Source organism: Kitasatospora sp. NPDC023176, from assembly GCF_055560495.1.
The window spans coordinates 115963-140459 of the sequence record NZ_JBVHIP010000022.1; the positions used below are offsets into that span (position 1 = coordinate 115963).

General features: G+C 73.3%; 20 protein-coding genes and 2 pseudogenes. 11 read left to right on the forward strand and 11 right to left on the reverse strand.

Going from position 1 to position 24497, the window contains the following annotated elements; all coding sequences use genetic code 11:
• Positions 1-69: 69 nt before the first annotated feature.
• The 3 genes from ACZ3YL_RS26930 to ACZ3YL_RS26940 all read left to right on the forward strand — a co-directional run bounded on the left by ACZ3YL_RS26930 (position 70) and on the right by ACZ3YL_RS26940 (position 3239).
• Positions 70-783, forward strand: a complete 714-nt coding sequence (locus ACZ3YL_RS26930; RefSeq protein ID WP_465660139.1) for a ribonuclease H family protein — start codon at positions 70-72, stop codon at positions 781-783.
• 332 nt (positions 784-1115) lie between these two features.
• Positions 1116-1379 (forward strand): hypothetical protein, encoded by a 264-nt coding sequence (locus ACZ3YL_RS26935; RefSeq protein ID WP_465660140.1) that lies wholly within the window; start codon positions 1116-1118, stop codon positions 1377-1379.
• A 45-nt stretch (positions 1380-1424) separates the two neighbouring features.
• Entirely contained in the window at positions 1425-3239 is a 1815-nt protein-coding gene (locus ACZ3YL_RS26940) for a DUF1003 domain-containing protein (protein WP_465660141.1), read from the forward strand.
• Between the two features lie 69 nt (positions 3240-3308).
• Here ACZ3YL_RS26940 and ACZ3YL_RS26945 read toward each other — a convergent pair whose 3' ends face one another.
• The 5 genes from ACZ3YL_RS26945 to ACZ3YL_RS26965 form a co-directional block, all read right to left on the reverse strand.
• Positions 3309-4649, reverse strand: a complete 1341-nt coding sequence (locus ACZ3YL_RS26945) for a hypothetical protein (RefSeq protein ID WP_465660142.1) — start codon at positions 4647-4649, stop codon at positions 3309-3311.
• A gap of 174 nt (positions 4650-4823) precedes the next feature.
• The gene (locus ACZ3YL_RS26950) at positions 4824-5717 is read right to left on the reverse strand and encodes a carbohydrate ABC transporter permease (protein ID WP_465660143.1); all 894 of its coding nucleotides are present in this window, start codon (positions 5715-5717) and stop codon (positions 4824-4826) included.
• The gene (locus ACZ3YL_RS26955) at positions 5704-6774 is read right to left on the reverse strand and encodes a carbohydrate ABC transporter permease (RefSeq protein WP_465660144.1); all 1071 of its coding nucleotides are present in this window, start codon (positions 6772-6774) and stop codon (positions 5704-5706) included. Before ACZ3YL_RS26955 ends, ACZ3YL_RS26950 begins: the two co-directional genes overlap by 14 nt.
• On the reverse strand, positions 6764-8017 hold the full coding sequence (locus ACZ3YL_RS26960; RefSeq protein WP_465660145.1) for a sugar ABC transporter substrate-binding protein: 1254 nt from the start codon (positions 8015-8017) through the stop codon (positions 6764-6766). The genes ACZ3YL_RS26955 and ACZ3YL_RS26960 overlap by 11 nt, the downstream gene beginning before the upstream one ends.
• Positions 8018-8073: 56 nt before the next feature.
• Positions 8074-9066 carry a LacI family DNA-binding transcriptional regulator gene (locus tag ACZ3YL_RS26965; RefSeq protein ID WP_317621394.1) on the reverse strand — a complete coding sequence of 331 codons (993 nt, stop codon included), beginning with the start codon at positions 9064-9066 and terminating at the stop codon, positions 8074-8076.
• 166 nt (positions 9067-9232) lie between these two features.
• On the opposite strand from ACZ3YL_RS26965, the gene ACZ3YL_RS26970 reads away from it, so the two are divergent.
• The 4 genes and pseudogenes from ACZ3YL_RS26970 to ACZ3YL_RS26985 all read left to right on the forward strand — a co-directional run.
• Positions 9233-11326, forward strand: a complete 2094-nt coding sequence (locus ACZ3YL_RS26970; RefSeq protein ID WP_317621393.1) for an amylo-alpha-1,6-glucosidase — start codon at positions 9233-9235, stop codon at positions 11324-11326.
• Between the two features lie 211 nt (positions 11327-11537).
• The gene (locus ACZ3YL_RS26975; RefSeq protein ID WP_188308609.1) at positions 11538-12347 is read left to right on the forward strand and encodes a hypothetical protein; all 810 of its coding nucleotides are present in this window, start codon (positions 11538-11540) and stop codon (positions 12345-12347) included.
• 182 nt (positions 12348-12529) lie between these two features.
• On the forward strand, positions 12530-13240 hold the full coding sequence (locus ACZ3YL_RS26980) for a hypothetical protein (protein WP_188308608.1): 711 nt from the start codon (positions 12530-12532) through the stop codon (positions 13238-13240).
• A 52-nt stretch (positions 13241-13292) separates the two neighbouring features.
• Positions 13293-13487, forward strand: a pseudogene (locus ACZ3YL_RS26985) (hypothetical protein); the annotation flags it as partial.
• A 144-nt stretch (positions 13488-13631) separates the two neighbouring features.
• Here ACZ3YL_RS26985 and ACZ3YL_RS26990 read toward each other — a convergent pair.
• Entirely contained in the window at positions 13632-14906 is a 1275-nt protein-coding gene (locus ACZ3YL_RS26990) for an MFS transporter (RefSeq protein ID WP_188308607.1), read from the reverse strand.
• 72 nt (positions 14907-14978) lie between these two features.
• On the opposite strand from ACZ3YL_RS26990, the gene ACZ3YL_RS26995 reads away from it, so the two are divergent.
• Complete coding sequence (locus ACZ3YL_RS26995) at positions 14979-15860, forward strand: winged helix-turn-helix transcriptional regulator (RefSeq protein WP_188308606.1); 882 nt, start codon at positions 14979-14981, stop codon at positions 15858-15860.
• Positions 15861-15939: 79 nt separating this feature from the next.
• On the opposite strand, the gene ACZ3YL_RS27000 is transcribed toward ACZ3YL_RS26995, so the two are convergent.
• A complete protein-coding gene (locus ACZ3YL_RS27000) occupies positions 15940-16524 on the reverse strand; it encodes a hypothetical protein (protein ID WP_188308605.1) in 585 nt (194 codons plus the stop codon).
• A gap of 100 nt (positions 16525-16624) precedes the next feature.
• On the reverse strand, positions 16625-17350 hold the full coding sequence (locus ACZ3YL_RS27005) for a hypothetical protein (protein WP_465660146.1): 726 nt from the start codon (positions 17348-17350) through the stop codon (positions 16625-16627).
• Positions 17351-17492: 142 nt separating this feature from the next.
• On the opposite strand from ACZ3YL_RS27005, the gene ACZ3YL_RS27010 reads away from it, so the two are divergent.
• Positions 17493-17930: a DUF3592 domain-containing protein gene (locus ACZ3YL_RS27010; protein WP_465660147.1), complete on the forward strand. Its 438-nt coding sequence runs from the start codon at positions 17493-17495 to the stop codon at positions 17928-17930.
• 56 nt (positions 17931-17986) lie between these two features.
• Here ACZ3YL_RS27010 and ACZ3YL_RS27015 read toward each other — a convergent pair whose 3' ends face one another.
• A complete protein-coding gene (locus tag ACZ3YL_RS27015; protein WP_465660148.1) occupies positions 17987-19534 on the reverse strand; it encodes a Na+/H+ antiporter in 1548 nt (515 codons plus the stop codon).
• 289 nt (positions 19535-19823) lie between these two features.
• Here ACZ3YL_RS27015 and ACZ3YL_RS27020 point away from each other — a divergent pair.
• Positions 19824-20351 (forward strand): annotated as a pseudogene (locus ACZ3YL_RS27020) (sphingomyelin phosphodiesterase); the annotation flags it as partial.
• 197 nt (positions 20352-20548) lie between these two features.
• Here ACZ3YL_RS27020 and ACZ3YL_RS27025 read toward each other — a convergent pair.
• Positions 20549-21355, reverse strand: coding sequence for a pyrroline-5-carboxylate reductase family protein (locus ACZ3YL_RS27025; RefSeq protein WP_465660149.1), 807 nt, complete (start codon positions 21353-21355; stop codon positions 20549-20551).
• Between the two features lie 210 nt (positions 21356-21565).
• On the opposite strand from ACZ3YL_RS27025, the gene ACZ3YL_RS27030 reads away from it, so the two are divergent.
• Positions 21566-22390 (forward strand): thioesterase family protein, encoded by an 825-nt coding sequence (locus ACZ3YL_RS27030; protein ID WP_465660150.1) that lies wholly within the window; start codon positions 21566-21568, stop codon positions 22388-22390.
• Between the two features lie 70 nt (positions 22391-22460).
• Here ACZ3YL_RS27030 and ACZ3YL_RS27035 read toward each other — a convergent pair whose 3' ends face one another.
• The gene (locus tag ACZ3YL_RS27035) at positions 22461-23786 is read right to left on the reverse strand and encodes a radical SAM protein (protein ID WP_465660151.1); all 1326 of its coding nucleotides are present in this window, start codon (positions 23784-23786) and stop codon (positions 22461-22463) included.
• Between the last annotated feature and the right edge of the window lie 711 nt (positions 23787-24497).

Genomic DNA, 24497 nt, shown 5'->3' on the forward strand with positions numbered 1-24497 from the left:
TGGGCCACTGACCTGGGGGGCGGCGGCCCACTTTGGCTCCGAGCGGCCTGACCAGGCATGATCGGGGGCATGGTGGAACGAGTCATTGCAGCGTGTGACGGAGCGGCCAAGGGCAACCCGGGCCCGGCGGCCTGGGCCTACGTGGTCGCGGACAGCGCCGGGGCGCCCCAGCGCTGGGAGGCCGGCCCGCTGGGGCACAGCACCAACAACATCGGCGAGCTGACGGCGCTTCAGCAGCTGCTGTCCGCCACCGACCCGGCCGTCCCGCTGGAGGTCCGGCTCGACAGCACCTACACCCGCGACTCGGTCACCAAGTGGCTCAAGGGCTGGAAGCGCAACGGCTGGAAGACGGCCGCGGGCAAGCCGGTGGCCAACCGCGAGCTGATCCAGCGGATCGACGAACTCCTGGAGGGCCGGGACGTCTCCTTCGTGTACGTCCCCGCCCACCAGGTGGACGGCGACCCGCTGAACGCCATCGCCGACAAGGCCGCCAGCGACGCCGCCCGCACCCAGCAGGCCGCCGCCGGGACGGCCGCCGACCTCCCGGTGCCCGACCCGACCGCGGCCGCCAAGGCACCCAAGGCGCCCAAGGCCCGCCCCGCCACCGCCGCCGGCAGCACCGGCGCCGGCACCGGCGCCGCCAAGCGGACCGGCGGCTCGCGCACCCTGAACGCCCGCTTCCCCGGTACCTGCCCGTGCAGCCGCCCGTACGCCAAGGGCGACAAGATCACCAAGGTGGGCAGCAGCTGGGGCCACCCGGAGTGCGCCGCCGCCCACGCCTGACCCGGGGACCTGTCCGCCGCCGCCCGAGCACCCGTACCCGAGCACCGGTACCCGGGCGGCGGCCGGGCGCGGCGGTGGACGGCTCCGCGCCCGTCCCCAGCCCGCCGCCGCCCGTCACCCGCCACGGCCCGGGATCCCACGCCGAGTCCGCCGCCGTCGGCTGCGGTCCGGTGGACCACCCCCGCACCGTCCGCGCGAGCAGTGTGTTCTCCCGCCTCACCGACGCCCCCCGGACCGGCCGGTCGGCCCCAGCGCCTCCGAGCGACCGCGCGGCCACTGAGCGTTCCGCCGCTCGCATCCGTACAGACCGGTGAGAGAGGAGGTGGGGCACGGTGATCGTCTCCGAGACGCCGGAGTTCCACATCGGCGACCAGGTGTGGGTCTACCGCGAGTCCTCCTACGGCACGGTCGAGAGCGCCGTCGTCGTGGACGCCCCCGCCGACCGCAGCCTGCGCCTGGAGTTCGCCGACGGCCACCGCAACCACCTGCGCCACGGCCGGGTCGAACTCCACGCGCCCGCCGCCCGAACCGCGTTGACGCGGCGTCAAGATCGGAGTCCAACGGCCGACCGGCCCGTGCGACCGCTGTCATCATGAACACGGCTCCGGCGACGGCGCCGGACTCGATGGTGAGGAGCGGGCGTGACGGAAGCCGGTACGGGGATCGACCAGCCACGGCAGCAGCCGGTGGCGATGGCGGACGAACAGGTCGGCCTGAACGGCGCGTTCGCGGCCGCGCTGACCCGGGCGGTGGGTTCGATGCCCGCCCTGTACGTCACCCTGGTGCTGGTCGGCGGCTGGATGGCGCTGGCGACCTGGGGGCCGCTGCACGCGATCGACCCGTACCCCTTCGGTTTCCTGCTGTTCCTCGACAACGTGGTCCAACTGGTGCTCTGCCTGGCGATCCTGGTCGGCCAGCGGGTGCTGGGCCAGGCCGCCGACCGCCGGGCGGTGCAGACCTACGAGAACGCCGAGGCGATCTTCGCCGGCGTCGCCGACCTCCAGGCGCACCTGGACCGGCACGACCGGGCGCTCGGCCGCGGGGTGAGCCTGCTGGAGACCAGCGCGCACCCGTGGATCCAGCGGCACCGGGTGCAGCAGCCGCCGCAGGCACTGGACCAGGTCACCGGGACCAACGGGCGGATCGCCGCCTGGCTGACCGGGCGGCTGGGCAGCATGTGGGCCTTCTACCTGGCGGCCGTGACCCAGGTGGTCTGGATCGGCCTGTCCCGGTGGGGGCTGCAGACCTTCGACCCGTACCCGTTCGCCTTCATGAGCTTCCTGTCGACGCTGGCCCAGCTGATCTTCATGATCGTCATCATGGTCGGCCAGGACGTGCTGGGAAAGGCCGGTGACCGCCGCGCCGAGCAGACCCTGCTGGACGCCGAGGCCGTGCTGCACGAATGCGGCCGGATGAAGGCCCGGCTGGAGGCGCAGGGCCGGGTGATCGAGAGCCTGGCCGACTACACCAACGCCCAGGTCACCCGGCACCTGGCCCGGGCCATCCACCAGAGCCGGGTGGCGGCGGCGGTCGAGGACGGCGAGGCGGCGGGCAGCCGGCCCGCCCTGCTGCCCTGGGAGGAACTGCCCGAGGAACTGCGGACGGCCAACCGGCGCCAGGCCCACCAGCTCGGGGAGCGCCTCGCCGCGGTCGGCTGCCTGATGGTGCCCACCTCCGAGCAGGCCGCCCCCGACGCCGTCGGCGGCTTCGAGGACTTCACCGAGGAGGAGGCCGAGGTGCTGGCCCGGCTGGAGCACGAACACGAGCACCGCTACGGGACGGGCACCGGACCCGGGGTGCTCGTCCCCGGCCAGCGGGACGGCCGGGCGACGTTCCTGCCCTGGGAGGAGCTGTCCGACCGGGCCCGCGCCCGCACGGTGGAGTCGGTGCGGCTGATCCCCGCCGTGCTCGCCGGCGTCGGCTTCCAGGTGGTGCGGATCGGCCGGGTCGCCGACGGGCCGGGGGAGTTGGACTTCGACCCGGCGGACTGGGTCACGCTCGGCCGGGCGCTGATGGCCGCCGGCGTGCTGGTCGCCCTCGCCGAGGGCGCCGCCGACCCCGAGGAGGTCATCGCGATCGTCAAGCTGCTGCGCGGGGCGAGCACCACCCACCCGCGCCGCTTCGTCCGGGAACTCGCGGCCGCCTCGACCTTCGACACCGGGCTGCGCCCCGACACCCGCTACGCCGAGTACCGCGGGCCCGCGCTGGAGACCGTCCGGGCGGCGGCCCGGATCGTCGCGGAGCAGGCGCCGGACGAACTGGCCGAGTTCCGGGCCTTCCTGCTGGAGATCGCCACCGTGGTCGCCGACGCCAACGAGGAGGGCGGCTTCCTCGGCCTGGGCGCGCGCACCCGGGTGCCGAACGAACTCGCGGCGATGGAGGCCGTCCGGCTGGCGAGCGACCCGGAGGCCCCGATGCCCGGGCCGGCCAAGGTGAGCCTGCGCAAGCGGGGTTGATCCGCCGGTGAGCAGCAGACGACCGGCCGACCGCTTCTGCGGTCGGTCGGTCGGTGCGTCAGGAGGGGGTCACTTCTCCGCGGCCATGGCCTTGATGTCCTCGAAGCCGAGGCCCATCTTGTTGAACGCCCGGGCCTGGGCCTCCGGCACGCCGAGCGCGGTCAGCTGCTTGAGCTGGGCGTCGGTCAGCGGCGCGGCGTCGGTGGTGAACGGCGGGACGCCGGAGGCCGCGTGGTCCGCGGCGCTCGGGTCCTCGCCGCCGGCGGCCAGTGCGAGGAAGGTCTTCACCACGTCCTCGCTGGTCATCTTGGTGGCGTCGGCCGGGGCCTCGACCTTCGGTGCCTCCTGCTTGAAGGCCAGCCTCACCGGGAAGTTGACGCCCGGCTCGATCTTCTCGGCCAGCTGCGCCAGGTCGAAGGTGGCCGAGTCGAACGCGCCGTCCTTGAGGTAGAGGTCGACGCCGACCTTGCGGTCCGGGACGTCGGTCGGGGCCTCGGCCGGGAACTTCTTGAACTGCTGCGGGAACTTGGCGGAGAGCGGCTTGACGGCCTTGTACAGCTCGTCCACGGCCTGGCGGGCCGGGGCGCTCATCCAGAGGTGCTCGGTGCCGTCCTGCTTGCCCTTGTCCTCGAAGGTGACGGTCCGGTTGAACACGTCCTTCAGTGAGTCGAAGAGCTCCTGGCCGGCCTGCGGGTCGACCGAGGGCACCGCCGCCGGCTTGCCGCCCTTGGCGCCGTCGTCCTTCTTGGCCTCGTCGGCCAGCTCCTGGAGGTCGAGCGAGACCCACTTGCCGTTCAGCACGGCCTTGGCGGGGGCCATGTCGGCGGGGAGGTCCTTGGCGACGGTGTCGACCTCGGAAGCGTCCTGGCCGGTGAGCTTGAGCACGCTCTTCATGTCGACGTGCAGGTACCCCTTGGCATCGACCTGGCGGTATTCCAGGAGCGGGGTGCCCTTCTTGTCGGCGATCCGGTAGGAGATCCGCACCGACTTGTCGAGCGTGACATCCTTCTGATCCTTCGCGCCCGCGTTCTTGAAGGCGTCGACGTCCTTGAGCGGCTTGTCGGCCGAGACCGCGACGGATATGGAGAGGCCGGACGTCCCCTTGGCGCTCTGCTCGTCGACGGCCTCGTCGCCGGTGGCCTTGGTGAAGGCGACGATCTGCTCGGGGGTGGCGTCCACGGAGAGCGTGAAGGTGGCCGACGTGCCGTCACCGACCTTGCCGAAGGCCTTCGACACCTTCTGGCCGGCCGAGAGCTGCTCGGCGGTCCCGCAGGCGGCGAGGCCGGCGGCGAGGACCGAGGCGGTGACGGCGACGGGCAGCGTGCCGCGCGCGGCCTTGCGGATGGCGGTGTTGATGGTGGAACTCCTGTGACAGGGCCTGATCGAAACAGGGTCAGGCCGATCCCTCACCTGCGGCGAAGAGCACCGCAGCGCATACACATGTCAGCACAGTATCAGCAAGGATGCACACGATTATTTGACCCCGACTTTAATGGATCAGGCCGAAATCAGGACCTTTTGACCGGATTTCGCCCCCCGGCCCGCACGGTGTCACCCACCTCGCCCCGGCCGCGCTGCCCCCCGTCAGCCCTTGGACGAGCCGGAGTTGGCGCCGCGCACGAAGTGCCGCTGGAAGCAGAAGAACAGCACCGCCACCGGCACGGTGGAGAGCAGCGCCGCCGCCAGCTTGAGCGGGTACTGCGTCCCGGAGCCGAGGCCGCCGGAGACGAAGTGCGCCAGACCGGTCGTCAGGGTGTCGTGCTCGCTGGACTGGGTGGAGACCAGGAAGTGGGTGAACTCGTTCCAGGAGCCCTGGAAGGAGAGCACGGTGAGGGTGATCAGCGAGGGCCGGGACATCGGCAGCACGACCGACCAGAAGATCCGGAACGTCCCGGCGCCGTCGATCCGGGCCGCCTCCTCGATCTCGCGCGGCACCGACTCGAAGAACTGCTTCATGATGAAGATCCCGGCGGCGTCGACCAGCAGCGGCAGGACCATCCCGCCGTAGGTGTCGAACATGCCGAAGCTCTTCAGCACCAGGAACTTGGGGATCAGCAGCACCACGCCGGGCACCGCCATCACCGCCAGCACGAAGCCGAACAGCAGCCGGCGGCCCGGGAACCGGAGCCGGGCCAGGGCGTAGCCGGCCATCGAGTCGAAGAGCACCCGCCCGGCCGTGACCAGGACGGTCACCAGCGCGCTGTTGCCCAGCCAGCTGAGGAACGGGACGTTCTCCACGCCCCGCGCCTGCCCGGTCAGCCGACGGTAGGAGGCCAGGGTGCCGCCGTCCGGGAGCAGCGTCATCGGGTGGGCGGCCGCGTCCGGGTCGGTCTTGAAGCTGTTGGCCAGTTGCAGCAGGAACGGCAGCAGGTAGAGCAGGGCGAAGCCCAGCAGGGCGGTGTAGCCGAGGAGGCGCAGCGGCCGGGGGAAGCGGCCGAGGACCGGCCGCTCCTGGGCGGGCTGGTCAGCGGGGAGCACGGCGTGCTCCCTTCGGGCCGCGTCGCGCACGGCCGTCCCGCTCCCGCAGGGCCCACCGCTGGACGGCGGTGAACAGCAGGACCAGGCCGAGCAGGACGAACGCGATGGCGGCGCCCTGCCCGTAGTCGGCGTTGTCGAAGCCGGACGAGTAGGACAGGTAGGCGGGGGTGAGGGTGGTGTTGCCGGGGGCGCCCTTGCCCATCACGTACACCTGGTCGAAGACCTGCCAGGTGGAGATCAGGCCGAGGGTGAGTATTAGGAACAGGACGGGCCGCAGCGCGGGCAGGGTGACGTGGCGCAGCAGTTGGCGCCGGTCGGCGCCGTCCAGGGCGGCGGCCTCCTCCAGTTCGCGCGGGACGTCCTGGAGTGCGGCCAGGAAGATCAGCATGAAGGTGCCGGAGGTGGTCCAGACGGCCATCAGGATCAGGGTGCACATCGCGACCGAGGGCCCGGCGAACCACTCCGACCAGGAGAGGCCGAGCGGGCCGCCGGCCGCGGGCGCGGGCTGGTCCACGCCGAACCGGCCGAGCACCAGCCAGACCAGTCCGCGCGGATCGGCGAACCAGTTCGGGCCCTTGACCCCGATCCAGCCCAGCATCCGGTTGACGGCGCCGCTGCCCTGGAACAGGAACAGGAAGACGGTGGAGACGGCGATCGAGCTGGTGACGGAGGGGAAGAAGAACACGGTGCGCAGGGCTCCCCGGCCGCGCAGCATCCGCTGGTTGAGGGCGATGGCGAGGAAGAGCGCCAGCAGGGTCTGCAGCGGCACCGTCAGCAGCACGTAGTAGAGGGTGTTGCGCAGCGAGGTGGCGAACAGGGTGCGGTCCAGGCCGTCGTCGGCGAACAGCCGGCGGTAGTTGTCCAGGCCGACGAAGTCCGCGTCGCCGCCGAAGGGGTTGGACTGGCCGTCCCAGTGCAGCAGGCTGACCCAGAGCGCCATCGCGATCGGCAGCACCATGAAGAGGCCGAGGACCAGGACCATGGGGCCGGTGAACAGCCAGCCCCACGCTCCCTCGCGCAGGCGGCGCCCGAGCCTGGCTCCGGTGTCACTTCGCATGCTTGACGGCCTGCTCGCCGTTGCGCTGGAGGGTGCCCAGGATGGTCGCCGGGTCGCTCGACTTCAGCGACTGGAGGTCGGTGTTGAACTGGCCGAGCACCTGGTTGAACCCGGCTATGGTGACGGGCGCCTGGGAGTGGGCGACGCCGTCGACCCAGGCCTTGGACTCGGGGTACTGCTGGGCGTAGGTGGCCAGCGCGCTGGTGCGCGAGGGCATCACGCCGAAGGCCTTGGCGAACTCCAGCTGCTGGTCGCCGGAGGTGAGGTGCCTGACCAGGTCGACGCCGGCCGCCTGGTGGCGGCTCTTGGCGGCGATGCCCCAGCAGTTGCTGAAGGCGAGGGTGCCGGGGCCGGCCGGGCCGGCGGGCAGCGGGAGGACCTGGTACCGGACGTCCGGGTAGTCCTTGGCCATCGCGCCCTTGAGCCAGTTGCCCTCGATGGTCATCGCGGCCTTGCCCTTGCCGAGGGCCTCGCCGCCCCAGCCGGCGTCCACGTCGGCCACGTACGCGGCGGAGCCGGACTTCAGCAGGCCCTGGAGGTACTCCAGCGCCTGCCGGTTGGCCGGGCTGTCGGCGGTCATCGCGGTCTGCTCGGGGTTGGTGAGCCAGCCGCCGGCCTCCTTGAGCAGGGCGCCGAGCCGCTGGTAGTCGGGGGCGGTGACCAGGCCGGTCACGCCGTTCCTGGTGAGTTTGGCGGCGTCGTCGGCGAGTTGCTGCCAGGTGGTGGGGTAGTCGGCCTCGGTGAGGCCGGCCTGCTGCCACAGGGTGGTGTTGACGGCCAGGGCCAGGGTGGAGCTGTCCTTGGGCAGGCAGGTGAGCGTTCCGTCGTGGCTGAAGGCCGTGCGCAGCTGCTCGGAGAAGTCGGCGGCGTCCGGGATCTGGTCGCCGTAGGCGTACAGCGAGCCGCCCTTGGCGTAGTTGGCGAACTGGTCGGAGTTGACGTAGAAGAGGTCCGGCGGGTTGCCGCCGGCCAGGGCCTGGCCGAGCTGCTGGTTCATGTTGCCGGCGATCTGCACGGTGACGGTGTTGCCGGTCTTCTTCGCCCAGTCGGCGGTGGCGGCCTTGACGGCCGCGGTCTCGGCCTCGCCGGAGGTGGCGATCAGGACGGTCAGGCTCTGGTTCGCGCCGGAGGACTGCTTGGCCGGTGCGTCGCCGAAACCGCCCGAGGAGGAGCAGCCGGTGACGCCGCCGAGGGCGACGGCCGCGCAGACGGCGGCCGCGGCGAGGGTGCGGGAGGTGGCCATGCGGGATCTCCTTGCGAGGGTGGGAGGGGTGGTGGCGAACCTTCGGGGGAGGGGCGTCAGGCGCTTTCGCGGAGGACCAACTCCGGTTCCAGCAGGACGTGTTCGATGGGGCGGTCGGGGTCGCCGAGGCGTTCCAGCAGCAGCCGCATGCAGGCGTGGCCGACGGCGTCGAGCGGCTGGGCGAGGGTGGAGAGCGAGGGGGACAGCAGGGGGGCGATCGGGGAGTCGTCGAAGCCGATGACGGCGGCCTCCGGGCCGGGGGTGCGGCCGGCCCGGCGCAGTGCCTGGTACCAGCCGACGGCCAGGGTGTCGCTGGCGGTCACCACGGCGGTGGCGCCGCCGGCGAGCAGCTTGCCGGCGGCCTCGGTGGCGCGTTCCGGGTCGTCCGGGCTCTCCACCCGGCGGCCGCGGGTGGACAGGCCGAGTTCGCGCATCGCGCTCTGCCAGCCGCGGGCGCGGTCGTCGCCGACGCCGGAGCCCTTGGGCCAGCCGAGGAAACCGATCCGGCGGTGGCCGAGCCCGGCCAGGTGGCGGACGGCCGCCGAGGTGCCGGCGGCGCCGTCCACGTCGACCCAGTCGCCGACGTCCTTGCCGGACCAGGTGCGGCCGAACGCGACGTACGGGACGCCGCGTTCGTGCAGCCAGCCCTGGCGGCGGTCGCCGCGGTCGGTGCCGCTGAGCACGAAGCCGTCGGCGCCGTGTTCGTCCAGCAGCTGCTGGTAGCTGGTGAGTTCGTCGTCCCCGGGGGCGACGGCGAACAGCACCACCCGGTAGCCGGCCCGGTCGGCGGCCTCGGAGAGCGAGTGCAGGAACTGGTCCAGGACGGGCGTGGGGACGCCGGTGCTGCTGGAGCGGATGCCGTAGCCGATCAGCCGGCTGGCCCTGGTCTTGAGCGCCTGGGCTGCCCGGTGCGGGCGGTAGCCGAGTTCGTCGATGGCGTGCCGGACCCGTTCCAGCGTCTGGGGGCGCAGCAGCTCGGGGGAGTTGATCGCGTTGGACACCGTCTGACGGCCCACGCCGGCCCGGGCGGCGACCATTTCGAGGGTCACGGCGGGCCCCGTCCGGGGCCGGGGCGAAGAGTGTGCATGCATGACGGTGATCCTAGGTTCTGGCGCCATCGAGCTGAGCTTGGAGCGTTCCAAGCGGGGGTTCCATCAATCCCACCAGGGGAGTTAATGTCTTGGAACGCTCCAATGGCAGAAAGGTTGCGCCCGGGTGGAAGCAACTGTCAAGACCCCGACCGAGAACGAGGAGACCATGTCAGCGATCGAGCTGCAGCCGTTCCTGCACGACGCCCGGCTCTCCGTGGCCGCCCCCAGCTTCTGCGCCGCCCGCCCCGACGGCCGGATCACCGAGGGCGCGGACGGCTTCTACCACGGCGACCGCCGCATCCTCTCCCGGCTGGAGGTCGGCGCCCCCGGCGTCCCCAACGCCCCGGTCGCCACCGTCGACGCCCCGGACGGCCACACCGCCTTCGTCACCGTGCTGCGTGGCCTCGCCGAACGGACCGCCGACCCGGCCACCACCCTGGAACGCCGCCGCGACCTCCACCCCGGCCGCCTGGTCGAGCGCTACACCCTCCACAACGCCGGCGCCCTCCCCGCCCGGCTGCGCCTGGAGATCCGCGCCGAGAGCGACTTCGCCACCATGGACACCGTCAAGGCCGGCCGCACCGCCACCCCGCTCACGCCCACGGGCGAGGACGACGGGCTGCGCTGGACCGACGGCCCGCTCACCGCCGCCCTCACCCTCACCCCCGCCCCCCACCACCGCGACGCCGCCACCGGCACCCTCGGCTACGACCTCGAACTCGCCCCCGGCCAGAGCTGGCAGGCCGTCCTCCAGTGCACCGCCGAACACCGCGACGGCGACCTCTTCCCCGCCGCCGCCACCACCCCCTGGAGCACTCCCGAGGTCACCGGCCGCGACCACCACCTCGCCCACTGGCTCACCCGCTCCCACCACGACCTGCGCGGCCTGCTGCTCACCGACCCGCTGCGCCCCGCCGACACCTTCCTCGGCGCCGGAGCACCCTGGTTCCTCACCCTGTTCGGCCGCGACTCGCTCTGGGCGGCCCGGATGATGCTCCCGCTCGGCACCGAACTCGCCGCCGGCACCCTGCGCACCCTGGCCCGCCGTCAGGGCCGCCGCGTCGACCCGGCCACCGAGGAGCAGCCCGGCAAGATCCTGCACGAGGTGCGCCGCGCCGAACAGCACCTGGACACCGGCTCCCACCTGCCGCCCAGCTACTACGGCACCGCCGACGCCACCCCGCTCTGGCTCGTCCTGCTGCACGACGCCTGGCGCTGGGGCCTGCCCGCCGAGCAGGTCGAGGAACTGCTGCCGAACGCCGAAGCCGCCCTCGGCTGGCTGGAGCGGTACGCCGACCCGGACGGCGACGGCTTCCTTGAGTACGTCGACAGCACCGGCCGCGGCCTCTCCAACCAGGGCTGGAAGGACTCCTCGGACGGCATCCGCTTCCGCGACGGCCGGATCGCCGCCGCCCCGATCGCACTCAGCGAGGTCCAGGCCTACGCCCACGAGGCCGCCGTCAAGAGCGCCGACCTGCTGGAGGCCTTCGGCCGCCCCGGCGCCGAGCGGTGGCGGCAGTGGGCCGAGCGGCTGCGCGAGCGCTTCCGCGACCGCTTCTGGGCGCAGGACGAGGACGGCCGGTACCCGGTGGTCGCCCTCGACCGCGACAAGCGCCCGGTCGACTCGATCGCCTCCAACCTGGGCCACCTGCTCGGCACCGGCCTGCTGGACGCCGAGGAGAGCGCGCTGGTGGCACGGCGGCTCACCGCCCCCGGCCTGGACGGCGGCTTCGGCCTGCGCACCCTGGACGCCGCCACCGCCGGCTTCAACCCGCTGGGCTACCACACCGGTTCGGTCTGGCCGCACGACAGCGCCATCGCCGTGTACGGCCTGGCCCGCGCCGGACTGCACCAGGCCGCCGCCCCGCTGGCCGCCGGACTGGTGCGCGCCGCCGCCGCGTTCGACCACCGGCTGCCCGAGCTGTACGCGGGCTACCCGCGCGCCCAGTACGCCCGCCCCGTCCCGTACCCGGCCTCTTGCCGCCCCCAGGCCTGGGCCGCCGCGGCGGCCGTCCTGGTCCTGCAGGCGCTGCTCGGCCTGGCGGCGGACGCCCCCAACCGCCGGCTCTGGGTGCGGGAGCGGGTCCCGGCGGGCTACGAGTCGCTGCGGATCGGCGGGCTGACGGTGGCCGGGCTGCCGGTGGAGGCGGAGACCGATCACACCGGCGCCGTCCGGCTGCGCGCCCCGGAGGGCTTCACCGTCACCACCGTGCGCTGATCCGCTCTGCCGCGCCCGGGGCTGACCTCCGCGACCCAAGCAGTCGTCGGATGCTCCGTATGCCGACGTGGCCCCGCCGGTCCCCGGCCCGGCGGGGTGCCGCCCGGCCCGGCGGCGCTGGTGTTCGAAGTGTCATCACCACCTGCTAACCTCAGCCGATTTCCCGCCGCACCGAGCCGGCGGACACGACGGGGTAAGAGGTACAGAAGACATGGCATTCCTCCGGGCCAAGCAGAAGGCCCAGGTCATCGAGAAGCTCACGCAGGTCGCGCCCCCCGGGGAGACCTTCATCGCCTGCGTGCACGCGGAGAGCGGTCCCAGCCCGTGGCTCGCCGCCGCGCTCGGTGAGATTCCGCTCGTCGGCCTGATCATCGTGCTGACCCGCAGGTACTACTTCCTGACACTCACCAACAGCCACGTGGTGGTCAACTCGGCCAACCGCTGGAACAACCGCCCCGGCGACGTGGTCGCGGCCTACCCGCGGCACGCGTTCCCGGTCAGCCGGGTCAAGCGGGCGAGCATCTGGAGCTCGATGTACCTCCAGATGCCGGGCGACTCCAGCCCGGTGCGCCTGAACATCCACCGCATCTGGCGGGCCGAGATGGACCAGCTGAGCGCCGCCTTCCCGCCCGGGTCGATCGACGCCGGCTCGCAGCCCTTCGACACCCCGCAGAACCAGGGCTACCCGATGCCGGGCTACCAGACGCCCGGTCAGCCGATGGCCCAGCCGGCGCCCGGCCAGCAGATGATCCCGCAGCAGCCGCAGGGCTTCGGCGGGCCGCAGGGCCAGCCCTACCCGCCGCAGCAGGCGCAGCCGTACCCGCCGCAGCAGGGCCAGCCCTACCCGCCGCAGCAGCAGGCGCAGCCCTACCCGGCGCCGCAGGCCTACCCGCCGGCCCAGCCGTACCCGCCGCAGCCGGGTGCCCAGGTGCCGCCGCAGGCCCAGCCGTACCCGCCGCAGGTCCCGAACGTGCCCTACCCGGGCCAGCCGGGGCAGCAGGGCTACCCGGGCCAGCGCTGACCGCGCGCCTCGGCCCCGGCTCCCTTCGTGGGGAGCCGGGGCGGAGGCCGTTCCGGGCGCGCCGCCACCCGCGGTGGCCGCCCGGCCACCGGGCGCGTCCGGCGTCCGGCTCACCGCGCTCGGCGGGGCGGACTCTGCGAGGCTGAAGGGACGAACCGCCTCGAGCGAGGAGGCCGGCAGCCATGTCAGCGCAGAACCCGGGGCCCTCCGGCCGGAAGGCCCGTGTCGCGGCGCTCCGGGCCGCAGAGGTCCGGCACGCCCGGTCCCGGCGATGGCTGGTGGGCGGAGCCATCGTCCTGCTGGTGCTCGTCGTGATCGGCGGGATCGCCGTCGTGATCGCCACCAACCAGGGCTCCTCCAGCCCCAGCGGCGTCCCGGCCCACCCCCGGACGACCGCCGAGGGCCGCACCACCCCGCCGCCCTGGGACGCGCCCGCCGACGTCGCGGCGGCCGTGAAGGCGGCCGGCCTGCCGATGCTCGGCGCCGAGGGCACCGCCCTGCACATCCACGCGCACCTCGACGTCTACGCCGACGGACAGCCCGTGACGGTGCCCGCGCTGGTCGGCATCGACGAGAGCGCCCAGCGGATCAGCCCGCTGCACACCCATGACACCAGCGGCGTCATCCACGTCGAGTCGCCGGTGAGCGCCGACTTCACCCTGGGCCAGTTCCTGACCGAGTGGCAGGTCTCCGCCTCCGCCGACCACCTCGGCGGGCTGCGCACCGACGCCACCCACACGCTGACCGCGTACGTCGACGGCAAGCCGGTGGGCGGCGACCCGGCGGCCGTCCGGTTGCACGCCCACGACGAGATCGCCCTGGTGTACGGCACAGCCGAGGAGAACGCCTCGGTCACCGTGCCGAGCGGGTACAACTGGCCGAGCGGGCTCTAGGGTCCGCGAGCAGGCCGCCGCACATGCCCCAACCGGCCGCTTCACCTCTCCCGAGGAAGTCGCCGACCTGGTGCTGCTGCCGGCCGGCGACCGGGCCGGAAACGTCAACGGCGCCGACTTCGTCATCGACGGCGGCCTCGTCAGCACGCTCCGACCCCTGCCGCTCCTGCCCCTCGCAGCCCCTGCCCCCGCGGCACTGACTGCTGCGCCCCTGACCACCTGCGCCCATGTGTCCGGCGCACCGTAGCGCAGCACCCCCGCACCATGGGGAGCCACTCCTCCAGGCCGTGGTCCGGAAGGCGTCGAAGGTGCGCCCGGCCGGCCGCCGGTGGAGACCGTCGGACGGCAGGGCCACCACCAGTGACGCCTCGGCGCTGTCGCCGGCCCGGCCTCAGGCCAGCTCGCGCATCCGGCGGATCGGGCTGGCCAGCAGGATCAGCGGGCTCGCCACGCTGACGACCGCGACCAGCAGCAGCGCGGTGCGCGGGCCCCAGGCGGTCGCGGCGGCGCCGGCGGCGAGGGCGCCGACCGGGATCGCGCCCCAGGAGACGAAGCGGACCGTGGCCATCACCCGGGACAGCAGCTCCGGCGGCGTCTCGGTCTGCCGGTGGGTGCGGGTGACGATGCTGGTGACCACGACCCCCGCCGAGAACCCGGCGTTGCCGAGGGCGAAGACCAGGGCGGCCCAGCCGGACCCGGCGAGCGGGAGCAGCAGCGCGAAGGCGGTGGCGACCGCGGCCGCCCAGCGCAGCGCCCGGGCGCCGCCGAACCGGGCCACCAGCCGGGGCGTGGCGGCGGCGCCGAGCAGGCTGCCGAGGCCGCCGGTGGCCATCAGGGCGCCGACGGCGGCGGCCGGGGCGTCAAGGGTGCGGACCAGGAACACCGGGGTGAGCGTCATCAGCCCGCCGCAGACGAAGTTCACCGCGGTGGCGTCGGCGACGCAGGGCCGGATCACCGGGTGCCGGGCGACGAACCGCCAGCCCTCGCGGATCTGTTCGCGCATCCCGGCGCCGCCGGCCGGCCGGGTGGCGGGTCGGTCGATCGGCGGCAGGCTGCCGAGCAGCGCGGCCGAGGCGAGGTAGCTGACGGCGTCCAGCAGCATCGAGGCCGCGCCGCCGACCAGTTGCACCAGCACGCCGCCGAGCGAGGGCCCGGCCAGGTCGGTGGCCGCGATGCTGCCGGAGACGAGGCTGTTGCGGGCGGTCAGTTGCTCCTTGGGGACGACGGCGGGCAGGAAGGTGGAGTTGCCCACGTCGAACATCACGCCGGCGAAGCCGACCAGCAGGGCCACCACGACCAGCTGGGGCAGCCCCAGTACCCCCAGGGCGGCCGCAAGTGGCACCGAGGCGACGGCGGCGGCGCGGATCAGGTCCATCGTGACCTGGGTGCCGCGCAGCGGGAGTCGCTGGACGAGCACGCCGGCCGGCAGGCCGATCAGCAGCCAGGCGACGTAGGCGGCGCCGGTGATCAGTCCGACCTCGAAGGCCGAGGCGTGCAGGGTGACCACCGCGATCAGCGGCAGGGCGACCGCCGTCACCTGGTCGCCGAGCCGGCTGACCGTCGAAGCGCTCCAGTAGCGCCAGAACGCCCCGGCCCCGCCCCGGCCCTGGCCCCCGCTCGTCTCCGGGTCCAGCGTTCTCGCCGTGTCCGCCGTCTTCGTCGTCATGTCCGCCCCTTCGCCGGCACCGGTCGCACGACCGAGTGAGTTCCTTTTGGGAACTCACTATAATGGGTGATCATGCGGCACACGGAAGCGGCTGACCCCGACTGCGCGATCTCCCAGGCCCTGACCGTGGTCGGGGACACCTGGACCCTGCTCCTGATCAGGGACGTCGCCGGCGGCATCCACCAGTTCGACGCCCTGCAGAACGCGCTCGGCATCAGCCGCAAGGTGCTCACCGAGCGCCTCAAGGCCCTGGTCGCCGACGGCGTCCTGGAGAAACGGCTCTACCACCCGCACCCGCCGCGCTACGAGTACCACCTGACGGAGCGCGGCCGCGGGCTGCTGCCGGTGCTGGTCGCCCTCCAGGACTGGGGTGGGCGCTACGTCCTGGGCGACGGCACGCTCTCCGCCACCAGCACCCCCGACTCCGCCGAGACCCGGCGGGTCATGGCCCTCACCGGCCACCGGCTGCCCGCCCTGGAACTCACCGCCGCCACCGGTGCGGCCGTCGACCCGGTCGCCGCCGACCACGCCTGGACGGTGCTGTACTGCTACCCCGGCGCCTACGCGCCCGGCGGGGTGGACCACCCGCCCGGCTGGGGCGACATCCCGGGGGCGCCCGGCTGCACCCTGGAGTCCTGCACCTACCGCGACCGGATGGGCGAGTTCGCCGCCCGCGACACCGCCGTCTACGGCGTCAGCACCCAACGCCCGGACCAGCTGGCCGCGTTCGCCGAACACGCCCGGATCCCGTTCCCACTGCTCTCCGACGCCGGACTGGAACTGGCCGCCGGGCTACGGCTGCCCACCTTCCGTGCCGCCGGCGTCGAGCGCCTCAAGCGGCTCACCCTGATCCTCGACGCCGGCCGCACCGTCCGGGGCGTGCTCTACCCCGTCACCGACCCGGCCGGCTCGGTCGAGGACGCCCTCGCGCTGCTGGACGGCCTGCGGGGCTGACGGCGCGGCGAACGACGACGGGTGCGCCCCCGGCCCGGCCGGGGACGCACCCGCTCGACTGCGTTGCGGCGGAAGGCGGTCAGTACCGCGAGGCGATCACGAACCAGCCGACCACCGCGATCAGGACGAGGGCGACGATCGCCACCGTCGTCGGCGTGAGCCGGTCCCGGAACTGCTTGGCCGGCCGGACGCGCTGCGCCTCCTCGGTGCTCGACTCCCACCAGTCGCGCAGCCGCCGGACGTTCACGTCGAAGTCCCGGGCCGGGTACATCGGGCTCCAGGCCAGGCCCGGCAGCGAGCGCCGGCGCCCGGTCGTGGTGAAGATCCGCGCCGCCCGGGCCGTGCCCCCGCCGCCGGTGACGCCGTTGATCGGGGTCTCGCGGACGTCGACCCAGCGGATCTCCTGCCAGGAGTACGTCCGGCCGGCCCCGAACCCCCAGCAGATGGTGACCCCGTCGGGCCCGACCCGGCTCCAGCCCCGCCACGAGCTGTAGAAGACCGGAGCGAACAGCACCAGGACGGCGGCGAGCGACCAGGCCGCGAACACCGGGCCGGAGCGCAGGAGGCCGGCGGACACCGCGAGGAGGAAGAAGCAGGCCGCGCCGATGAGGTGCGGCTTGGAGGGGCGGAAGAGGTCCTTGCCCCGGAACACCAGTTCGTTCACGGCGTCACGCTAGCCTTGCGGGCCACCCGGGGCCAGGCAGTTGTACGCGATCTTGACGTCCGGAAGCGGCCGGCGGGCCGAGGACGGCCCCGACGCCCGGTCATGCCGCCGCCCCTTTGCTCCGGCCGCCCTTGCCGCCGCGCCCACCCCGCCCGCGCAGGGTGCGGCGGGCCGCGCCGAAGGTGAGCCCGGCCCAGAGGACGGCCACCGCGCCCGCGACCCAGACTCCGGCGGCGCGGAAGGAGAGGTCGTCGTCCAGGGTGGCGGGCGGTGCCCAGCCGTCCGGGTCGGCCAGCACCGTGGTGGTTCCGCCGACGGAGGAGCCGGAGCAGCCGAAGCCCCCGATGGTGCCGTGCGGCAGCGGGCGGCCGTCCTCGCGGCGGATGCCGCAGGTCCAGCTGACCTTGCCCGTCTTGTCCTTGCCGCTGTGGGCCGAGGTGATGACGACCCGGGTGTCCACCCCGCGGTGGGAGATCAGCTGGGCGCGCAGCGCGGCCGTGGGGAGCGCCAGGAGCAGCACGCCCAGCAGCACGGCGGGCCAGAGCACCCAGCCGCTGGTGCGGATCATCATCACCCCGATGACGGCCGCCATCAGCACCAGGACGGCGATGATCGTGCAGGGCGCCTGGTAGTCGGGGTTGGTGGCCACCGCGAGCAGTCCGAGGATCAGCAGCGGGGCGACCAGCCCGGCCAGCAGCGCGGTGCGGCGCACCGTGCGGGGGGAGAGCGGCACGTCCTTGCGGGGGCGCCGCCGGGCGGTCCCGGCCGGCCGGCTGACCCCGGCCGCGAGTGGTCTCTTCTGCTTCTTGTTCGGACGCTTGGCCATGCTGACCCCGTTCGGTGGTTCCTCCGTGCTCGCGACAGTGTGCCGTCAGCGCCGGACGGCCGGAAGGCCGGGGTGCCGCCGGACCTGCGGAGCCGGTCCGCTGTCTTCCCAACTCCGTTGCGTGCTAGGTACATTGATCGGCGTGGGAGCGATAGTCGATCTCTTCCTGCTGGTCGGGGCGGCCGTCCTGGCCGGGCTCGCCGTGGGCTTCGCCGCGGCGGGCCGGGCGACCCGGGCACTGCGTCGGGACGGGGTCTGCACGGTCGGCCGGGTGCGGAAGGTGCGCTGGCAGACCACCTCCGAGGGCTATGAGCGACGGCGGGTCACGATCGTGTACGGCCTGCCGGACGGGCGGACCGTCGAGCTGTTGCGGCGCGACGACCGCCCGGAGGGCGGCCGGTACCAGGAGGGGGACGAGGTGACGGTGCTGTACCACCCGTCCCGCCCCGGCCGGGGCCTGGCCGTCCATCCGGTGCGCCGGTTGCCGCCGCCCCCGGGGGAGTTCGGGCTGGCCCTGCTCTCGCTGGCCTGCGCGCTGAGCGCGGCGGGCCTGCTCGTACTGATGTTCCGACCCCGGTGATCCGACTTCCGGTGACCTGACTTCCGGTGACCTGACCCCCGGCCTGCTGGAGGCGGTCAGCTCCGCCCCAGGGCCGCCTGCTCCAGGTCGAGGTCGCGCTGGAGCACCCGCAGCGTGGTGTCGCTGATCCGGTGCTCCTCGTAGAGGCGGTGCAGCCGGTCGTTCTGGACGGCGATGACCTCGTGCCGGAGCTGCCGGTAGGCGTCGTCGGCGGTGGTGCCGTCGGGGGCCTCGGGGGTGCGGTCGAGCCGGGCGGTGAGGGCGCGGCGCACCCGGTCGACGGCGGTCTCCGGGACGGCCTCCAGCTCGGCCAGGCCGTCCACGTGGTCCAGGGCGGCGCGGTTGAGCTCGTCACGGGCGTCCGCCTCCTCGCGCGCGGTGTGCTCGGGTTCGAGGGCGAGGCCGGAGCGGTTGACCACGGCGGCGAGGGTCAGGCCCTGGACGACCAGGGTGAGCACGACATTGGAGACGGTGAGCACCAGGACCAGCGGCCGGCTGTCGAGCGGGCCGCCGGCCTCGGTGAGCAGCGGGATGGACAGCGCGGCGGCCAGCGGCATGACGCCCCGGGTGCCGGCCCAGGTGACCACCCCGGCGACCCGCCAGGACAGCCGCCCCCGGCTGGGTTTGACGGCGCGGGTGAGCGGTAGCGTCCACAACACCCGGACGGCGATCAGCACCGCCGCGATCGCCGCCGACTGCAGCGGCCACCAGCCGGCGCCGGCCGGCAGCTCCCGGACCAGGGTGGGCAGTTCCAGGCCGACGATCGAGAAGACGACGCTCTCCAGCAGGAACACCACCACCGCGTACACGGCGTGCAGTTGCAGCCGGATCCGGGCGTCGGTCAGCCGGTGGCCGGAGCGGCCGAGCAGCACCCCGGCGACCACCACCGAGGTGACGCCCGAGGTGTGCGCTGACTCCGCCAGCACGTACGCCGCGTACGGGGTGACCAGGGCTATCACCGTCTCCAGCACCGGGTCGGTGGTGCGGCGGCGCAGCAGCCAGACCAGCCCGGCGACGGCCGCGCCGACCAGGCTGCCGCCCCCGCCGAGCAACGCCAGTTCGCCGCCCGCGGCGGGCAGGTCGACGGTGCCGCCGGCCGCCACGGCGACGCCGACGGCGACCTTGAACAGCACCAGTGAGGTGGCGTCGTTGAACAGGCTCTCGGCCTGGACCAGCACCTGGACCCGCCCGGGCAGGGCGAGCCGGCGCCCGAGCGCGGTGACCGCCACCGGGTCGGTGCTGGAGAGCACGGCGCCGAGCACGAAGGCCATCGCGGGCGGCAGCCCGGCGACGGCGACGGCCACGAAGCCGACGGCCGCGGCGGAGGCGAAGACCAGGCCGAAGGAGAGGATGGTGACCGGCCGCCACACCGTCCGCAGGTCGCGCAGCGACAGTTCTTCGGCGGAGGCGTAGAGCAGCGGCGGCAGCACCACCGCGCCGATGATCTGCGGCGGTACGTGCAGTGCGGGCACCCCGGGGACGAGCGCGACGCCGAGCCCGGCCAGCACCAGCAGGGAGGGCGCGGGCACCCGCCATCGGCGGGCGAAGGTGGCCACGCTGGTGGCCAGGACGACCAGGACGAGAACGATCCCCACGGCGTGCATCTGCAGAAACGACCCATCGCAACCTTCGGGGTCGCCGAGGCCCGATCGCCGCAGTCGTCCCCCGAGCCGACCAGACTTCCCGGCACACCGTCGGTCATCTTATCGGTCCTTTGGCGGTGTTCGAGAAGGTGTCCGGTGCAGTCGACCCGCTGACCGCACGTCAGGGGCAGGCGGCGATCCCCGCTACCGACGGGTCGTCCTGTTCCGAACGAATTCACCGAATGCTCGCCGAAAGTGTTGCGGGCCGTACACGCACGGAAGTTGGATACACCACATCCCGCGACCCGCCGGGCCCGACTATTGGTCGAACAAGGGCTTCGCCTACGCCGTCCTGGACGTCAACGGCCGCCGCACCCATGTGGTCGGCACCCACCTCCAGTCCACCGACTCCGGCTGCGCCGGCGGCCAGGCGGTCGGCATCCGCGCCAAGCAGCTCGGCGCCATGCGGGCCTTCCTGGATGCCAAGCGGATCCCGGTGAACGAGCCGATCCTGCTCGCCGGGGACCTCAACATCGACTCCCACGGCACCGAGTACCAGGCCCTGCTGGAGAACGGCAACCTCGCCCCGGCCTCCGCCCGCACCGGCTGGCCGTACTCGTTCGACACCGCCGACAACTCCATCGCCGCCTACCGCTACCCGGGCGAGCCCAAGGAGGACCTCGACTTCGTCCTCTACCGCGCCGACCACGCCCGCCCGCAGCAGTACACCAACGAGGTCCGACGGGTGCACAGCGCCCCCTGGACGGTGAGCAGTTGGGGCAAGAGCTACACCTACACCGACCTCTCCGACCACTACCCGCTCATCGCCCACCGGTAAGCGGAGCTGACAGAACGTCGTGGCGCCCAGGTCGGGGCGGCCGTGGTCTCCTGCGCGCCGGTCAGTCGTCGATGCCTTCGATGATGCGGAAGTCCCGCTCGACGGCCCGCCATCCGCGGCTGCCGGTGGTCTCGATCATCGGCGCCGCCATCCGGGCCCAGCAGTTGGGCGCGGACCATCGAGGCCGCCGGCCCGCCTCACAATGCGGGCAGCGGTTTCGAGCCCTCGTTGTCGGCCGTCGCCCGGAACGCCGCCTGCCAGGCTTCGGTGAGGCCGGGCCGGCCGGCCAGCAGGGCGGCGGCGGTGTTGCCGCCGGGGACCGCGACCCGGTCCACGATCTCGGCCAGCGTCGCCCCCTGCGCCAGCAGCGCGCTGACCGCGGCGAAGCTGCCGGCCAGCAGTTGTTCGGCCAGCCCGGGCGGCAGCGGAGCGCCGCGCTCGACCTGGGCATCGACCATCAGACGGGCCGCACCCGCCAGCAGCGCCGGACCGCAGGAGGCCAGATCGGTCGCCGCCCGCCCCTGCGCCTCCTCGATCACGAACGGGCGGGAGAACGCCCGCAGCAACTCCGTCAACCCGGCCACCGTGGCCTCGTCCAGTCCCGGGCCGGGCGCGAGCAGGGTCACGCCCGCGCCGATCTCGTTGCCGACACTGGGAATCAGCTTGGCGACGCCACAACCGACCGCCTCCGCCAGCAGCGACAGCGGCAGCCCGTTGTTGACCGTGACGACCAGGTGCTCGGCCGAGAGCCGGGGCCGCAGCACCCCGAGGACGTCGGGAAGATGCCCGTTGCGCACGCACAACACCAGCAGCCTGGCCTCGTCCGCCAGTTCGGCCAACGGCAGCACCCGGGCGGACGGCACCTCGGCCCGGACCCGCTCGATGCTCTCCGCTGACCGACCGGAGACCGCCAGCCGCCCTGGCCCCACCGCCCTGCCGAACCCGCCGGCCAGGGTCAGCCCCATCCGGCCCAACCCCACGATCCCCACGGTCCATTCCGCCACCACGGCCAACCTCCCACGTCACAGCCCCAGCACCCGGAGATCACACACCATCCGACGCCGGCCGACAAGCCGCCGGGAGCGGGTGGGTGTGGGGCGCATCACAGAACCGGTGGAGGTTCGGGCTCCTACGATCGTGATCGCGACGCCGGTCACGCCGAGGCCGGCGGCCGTACGGCACCACCCGCGAACCGGCCCGAGGAGAAGCGCACCGTGACCAGCCCCACCGCCGCGCCCGACAGCTACTACCAGCGCACCGGCGAGCACCACTACAAGCCGACCGCCCACGCGCAGGGCGCCTGGCACCCCGACGAGCAGCACTTCAGTCCGGTGGGCGGGTTGATCGCCCATGCGATCGACCGGTACCGCGCCGACCAGCACCCGGCCGACCGCCCCGCCGACGGGCTGGCGCTGGCCCGGATCAGCTTCGACATACTCGGCCTGATCGCCCTGGACGAGCTGGAGGTCACGGTGGAGACCCTCCGCCCCGGCCGGACCATCGAGCTGGTGGAGGCGGTGGCCTCGATCGCCGGCCGGGCCGTGGTGCGGGCCCGGGCCTGGTACCTGGCCGAGCAGGACACCGCCGCCGTGGCCGGCACCCACGACGAACGGCTGCCCGCGCCGGAGGAGTTCGAGCCCTGGCCGATGAGCGAGCAGTGGGCCGGCGGCTACATCGCCTCGGTGGAGGTCCGCCGCCGCTCCACCGCTCCCGGCCGGGCCGCCGCCTGGCTGTCGACCCCGCTGGAGCTGGTCGCGGGGGAGCCCGCCGGCCCGCACGCCGCGTTCATCGCCCTGGTGGACACCGCCAACGGCATCGCCGTCCGGGAGCAGCCGACGGCCTGGATGTTCCCCAACACCGATCTGACCATCCACTTCCACCGCCGCCCCGGCGGCCGCTGGACCGGCCTGGACACCAGCGTCAGCTTCGGTCCGGCCGGGCACGGCGTCACCAGCACCGTGCTGCACGACGTCCACGGGCCGGTGGGCCGGGCCGAGCAGATCCTCACCGTCCGGCCGATGCCGGGAGCTGAGCACTGACGGCAGCGGCCCGCCGGCTCCGTTCCCCGGCCGACGGCGGGGGAACGGAGCACCGCCGCTGGGCGCGGGCTCAGCCCGGCAGCGAGTCCATGAAGGAGCTGACCGAGAACACCGCCTTGCCGGGCCCGGCCGGCCCGTAGCCGGGCGGGGAGGAGAGGCCGAACTCCTCCAGGGTGGCCCGGTAGGTCCGCAGCAGCCGGATGTGGTACTCCAGCGGCGCGCCCTGCGGGTTGGCCTTGCCCAGCGGAGTGGTGGGCTCGGGGCACCAGGTGGTGAAGCGCGGCACCACGCCGTGGGACATGAAGAAGCGCAGCCCCTCCCGGGTGGAGGCGATCGCCTCGTCGACGGTGGTGAAGCCGAAGGGCTCGGCCATCTCCACGCCCGCCACGAAGTTGGGGATCACGTTCTCCGCGCCGAACACCTCGGTGGAGTCGAGGATCCGACGGTGCCACTCGTCCCGGCCGACGTAGCGCTCCTTGCCGGGGCAGTAGAGCTCGAACAGCCGCTTGTCCCACACCTCGAAGTTGGGGTGGTAGATCTTCACGCCGTAGTCGTGGAAGCGCTGGACGTCGTCGCGCGGCAGCGCCTGGGCGACCACCTTGCCGATCCAGCGGTCGGGGAAGCGCTCCTCGATGGCCTTGGCGTACTGCCCGTAGAAGTCCGCCTCGTCCCGGCCGCCGACCTGCGAGGTGATCGCGCCGCCGGTGAGGGTGTACGCCCGGGAGGCGCGGGCGGTGTCGTGGCGGTCGATGATCTCCAGTGCCTCCAGCACCTCCTCGACCGGCTTGACCCCGGTGTACGGGCGGCCGGCGGCCTTGTGCTGGCGCCAGTTGTGGTTGATGTCGCAGTACTGGCACTCCTCCTTGGCGCCGAAGTACTGGCAGACCCGGAACACCGTGAGGTAGATCAGGTAGCCCCACTGGATGGTCGGGGCGACCTCCATCACCGACTTCCCGTTGGCCAGGGTGTGCCGGTAGTAGTCGGGCATCGGCGGCAGGCCGACGTCGGCGATCCGCGCGCCGTCGAGGTAGAGGCCGAGCGTGCCGTCCTCACCCGCGCCGACCCGGTACGGCGAGTCCGGGTTGACCCGCACCGACACGACCGTGCGGCGCAGCCCGTACGGTCCGCCGGTCAGCACCACCTCCTCCGGCGGCCGGTTCAGCGCGGCCGCGCCCAGCTCGGGCAGGGTGCGGTGGTCGAAGGAGAAGATGAAGTACGACTTCGGCTTGACCTCGCCGCTCCCGTCGGCGCCGGTGCTGCCGCTGAGGGCGGACTCGTCGAAGGCCATGCCGCCGCGCAGCAGGTCCTCCTTGATCACCGCCTCCCGGGGCACGTCGGGGAAGCGCTCCATGAGGTCCTCGACGAGGGCGGTGCGGCTGCGGGCCTGGCTCTCCATGCGCTGGTCTTCCTTCCTGGCCGCGTTCCTCGCACGGCGCCCGGCCCATTCTTCTCCTCCTTACGCGTCCGGCCCGACACCGGCCCGACACCGGCCGGACGCCGTGCGAGCGCGAAGTCCATCGCGGTGAAGCACTCCTCGTCCCAGCCGGCTTCGAGCACCCCGGTCTCGCGGGCCCGGAGCAGGTTCCGGGCCCGCGGTCTCCGGGTGGGGATCGAGGCGGGCCGGCCACGGCATGGAGCAGTCCGGCATCGAGATCGCTGCCACTGGCCGTTCCGTCCAGGAGGTTCGTGTGGGCGACCAACTCGTGGCACGCGAAGGCCGATTGGTCATCCGCGTTCGAACAGCCCCCGCCACAACCGGCACAACGCGGTCGGCCACCCCGGGGCACGCCCGAAGTTCACCGGGTTGACATGGCGCGGGGGAGGGTGGGGGCGGCTGGGTCGGGTGCGGAGCGCCAAGGTGCGGGGCGGACCGATGCATGACAGGGGTACGACCGAACGCCGTCAGCATGAACGTTCACTCTATCGGGTGTAGAAGATCGTCCGTTGCGATCCGGAACGGGCTTTCGCGCCTACGGTTGGTCAGCGAGCGAGACGGGGCCCGCGGCGTGGAGTTCCCCATCGCGACGGGCGGGATGACGACCCGTCACCTCATGCGATCCCTCTCAGAGGAGGCTCCATGCCCCAGCGCATCAGAACGGTCACACCA

Coding starts and splice junctions, on each gene's coding strand:
- ACZ3YL_RS26930 (WP_465660139.1), top strand. CDS start 70: ATGGTGGAACGAGTCATTGCAGCGTGTGACGGAGCGGCCAAGGGCAAC.
- ACZ3YL_RS26955 (WP_465660144.1), bottom strand. CDS start 6,774: ATGCGAAGTGACACCGGAGCCAGGCTCGGGCGCCGCCTGCGCGAGGGA.
- ACZ3YL_RS26960 (WP_465660145.1), bottom strand. CDS start 8,017: ATGGCCACCTCCCGCACCCTCGCCGCGGCCGCCGTCTGCGCGGCCGTC.
- ACZ3YL_RS26975 (WP_188308609.1), top strand. CDS start 11,538: ATGGCATTCCTCCGGGCCAAGCAGAAGGCCCAGGTCATCGAGAAGCTC.
- ACZ3YL_RS26980 (WP_188308608.1), top strand. CDS start 12,530: ATGTCAGCGCAGAACCCGGGGCCCTCCGGCCGGAAGGCCCGTGTCGCG.
- ACZ3YL_RS26990 (WP_188308607.1), bottom strand. CDS start 14,906: ATGACGACGAAGACGGCGGACACGGCGAGAACGCTGGACCCGGAGACG.
- ACZ3YL_RS26995 (WP_188308606.1), top strand. CDS start 14,979: ATGCGGCACACGGAAGCGGCTGACCCCGACTGCGCGATCTCCCAGGCC.
- ACZ3YL_RS27005 (WP_465660146.1), bottom strand. CDS start 17,350: ATGGCCAAGCGTCCGAACAAGAAGCAGAAGAGACCACTCGCGGCCGGG.
- ACZ3YL_RS27015 (WP_465660148.1), bottom strand. CDS start 19,534: ATGCACGCCGTGGGGATCGTTCTCGTCCTGGTCGTCCTGGCCACCAGC.
- ACZ3YL_RS27035 (WP_465660151.1), bottom strand. CDS start 23,786: ATGGAGAGCCAGGCCCGCAGCCGCACCGCCCTCGTCGAGGACCTCATG.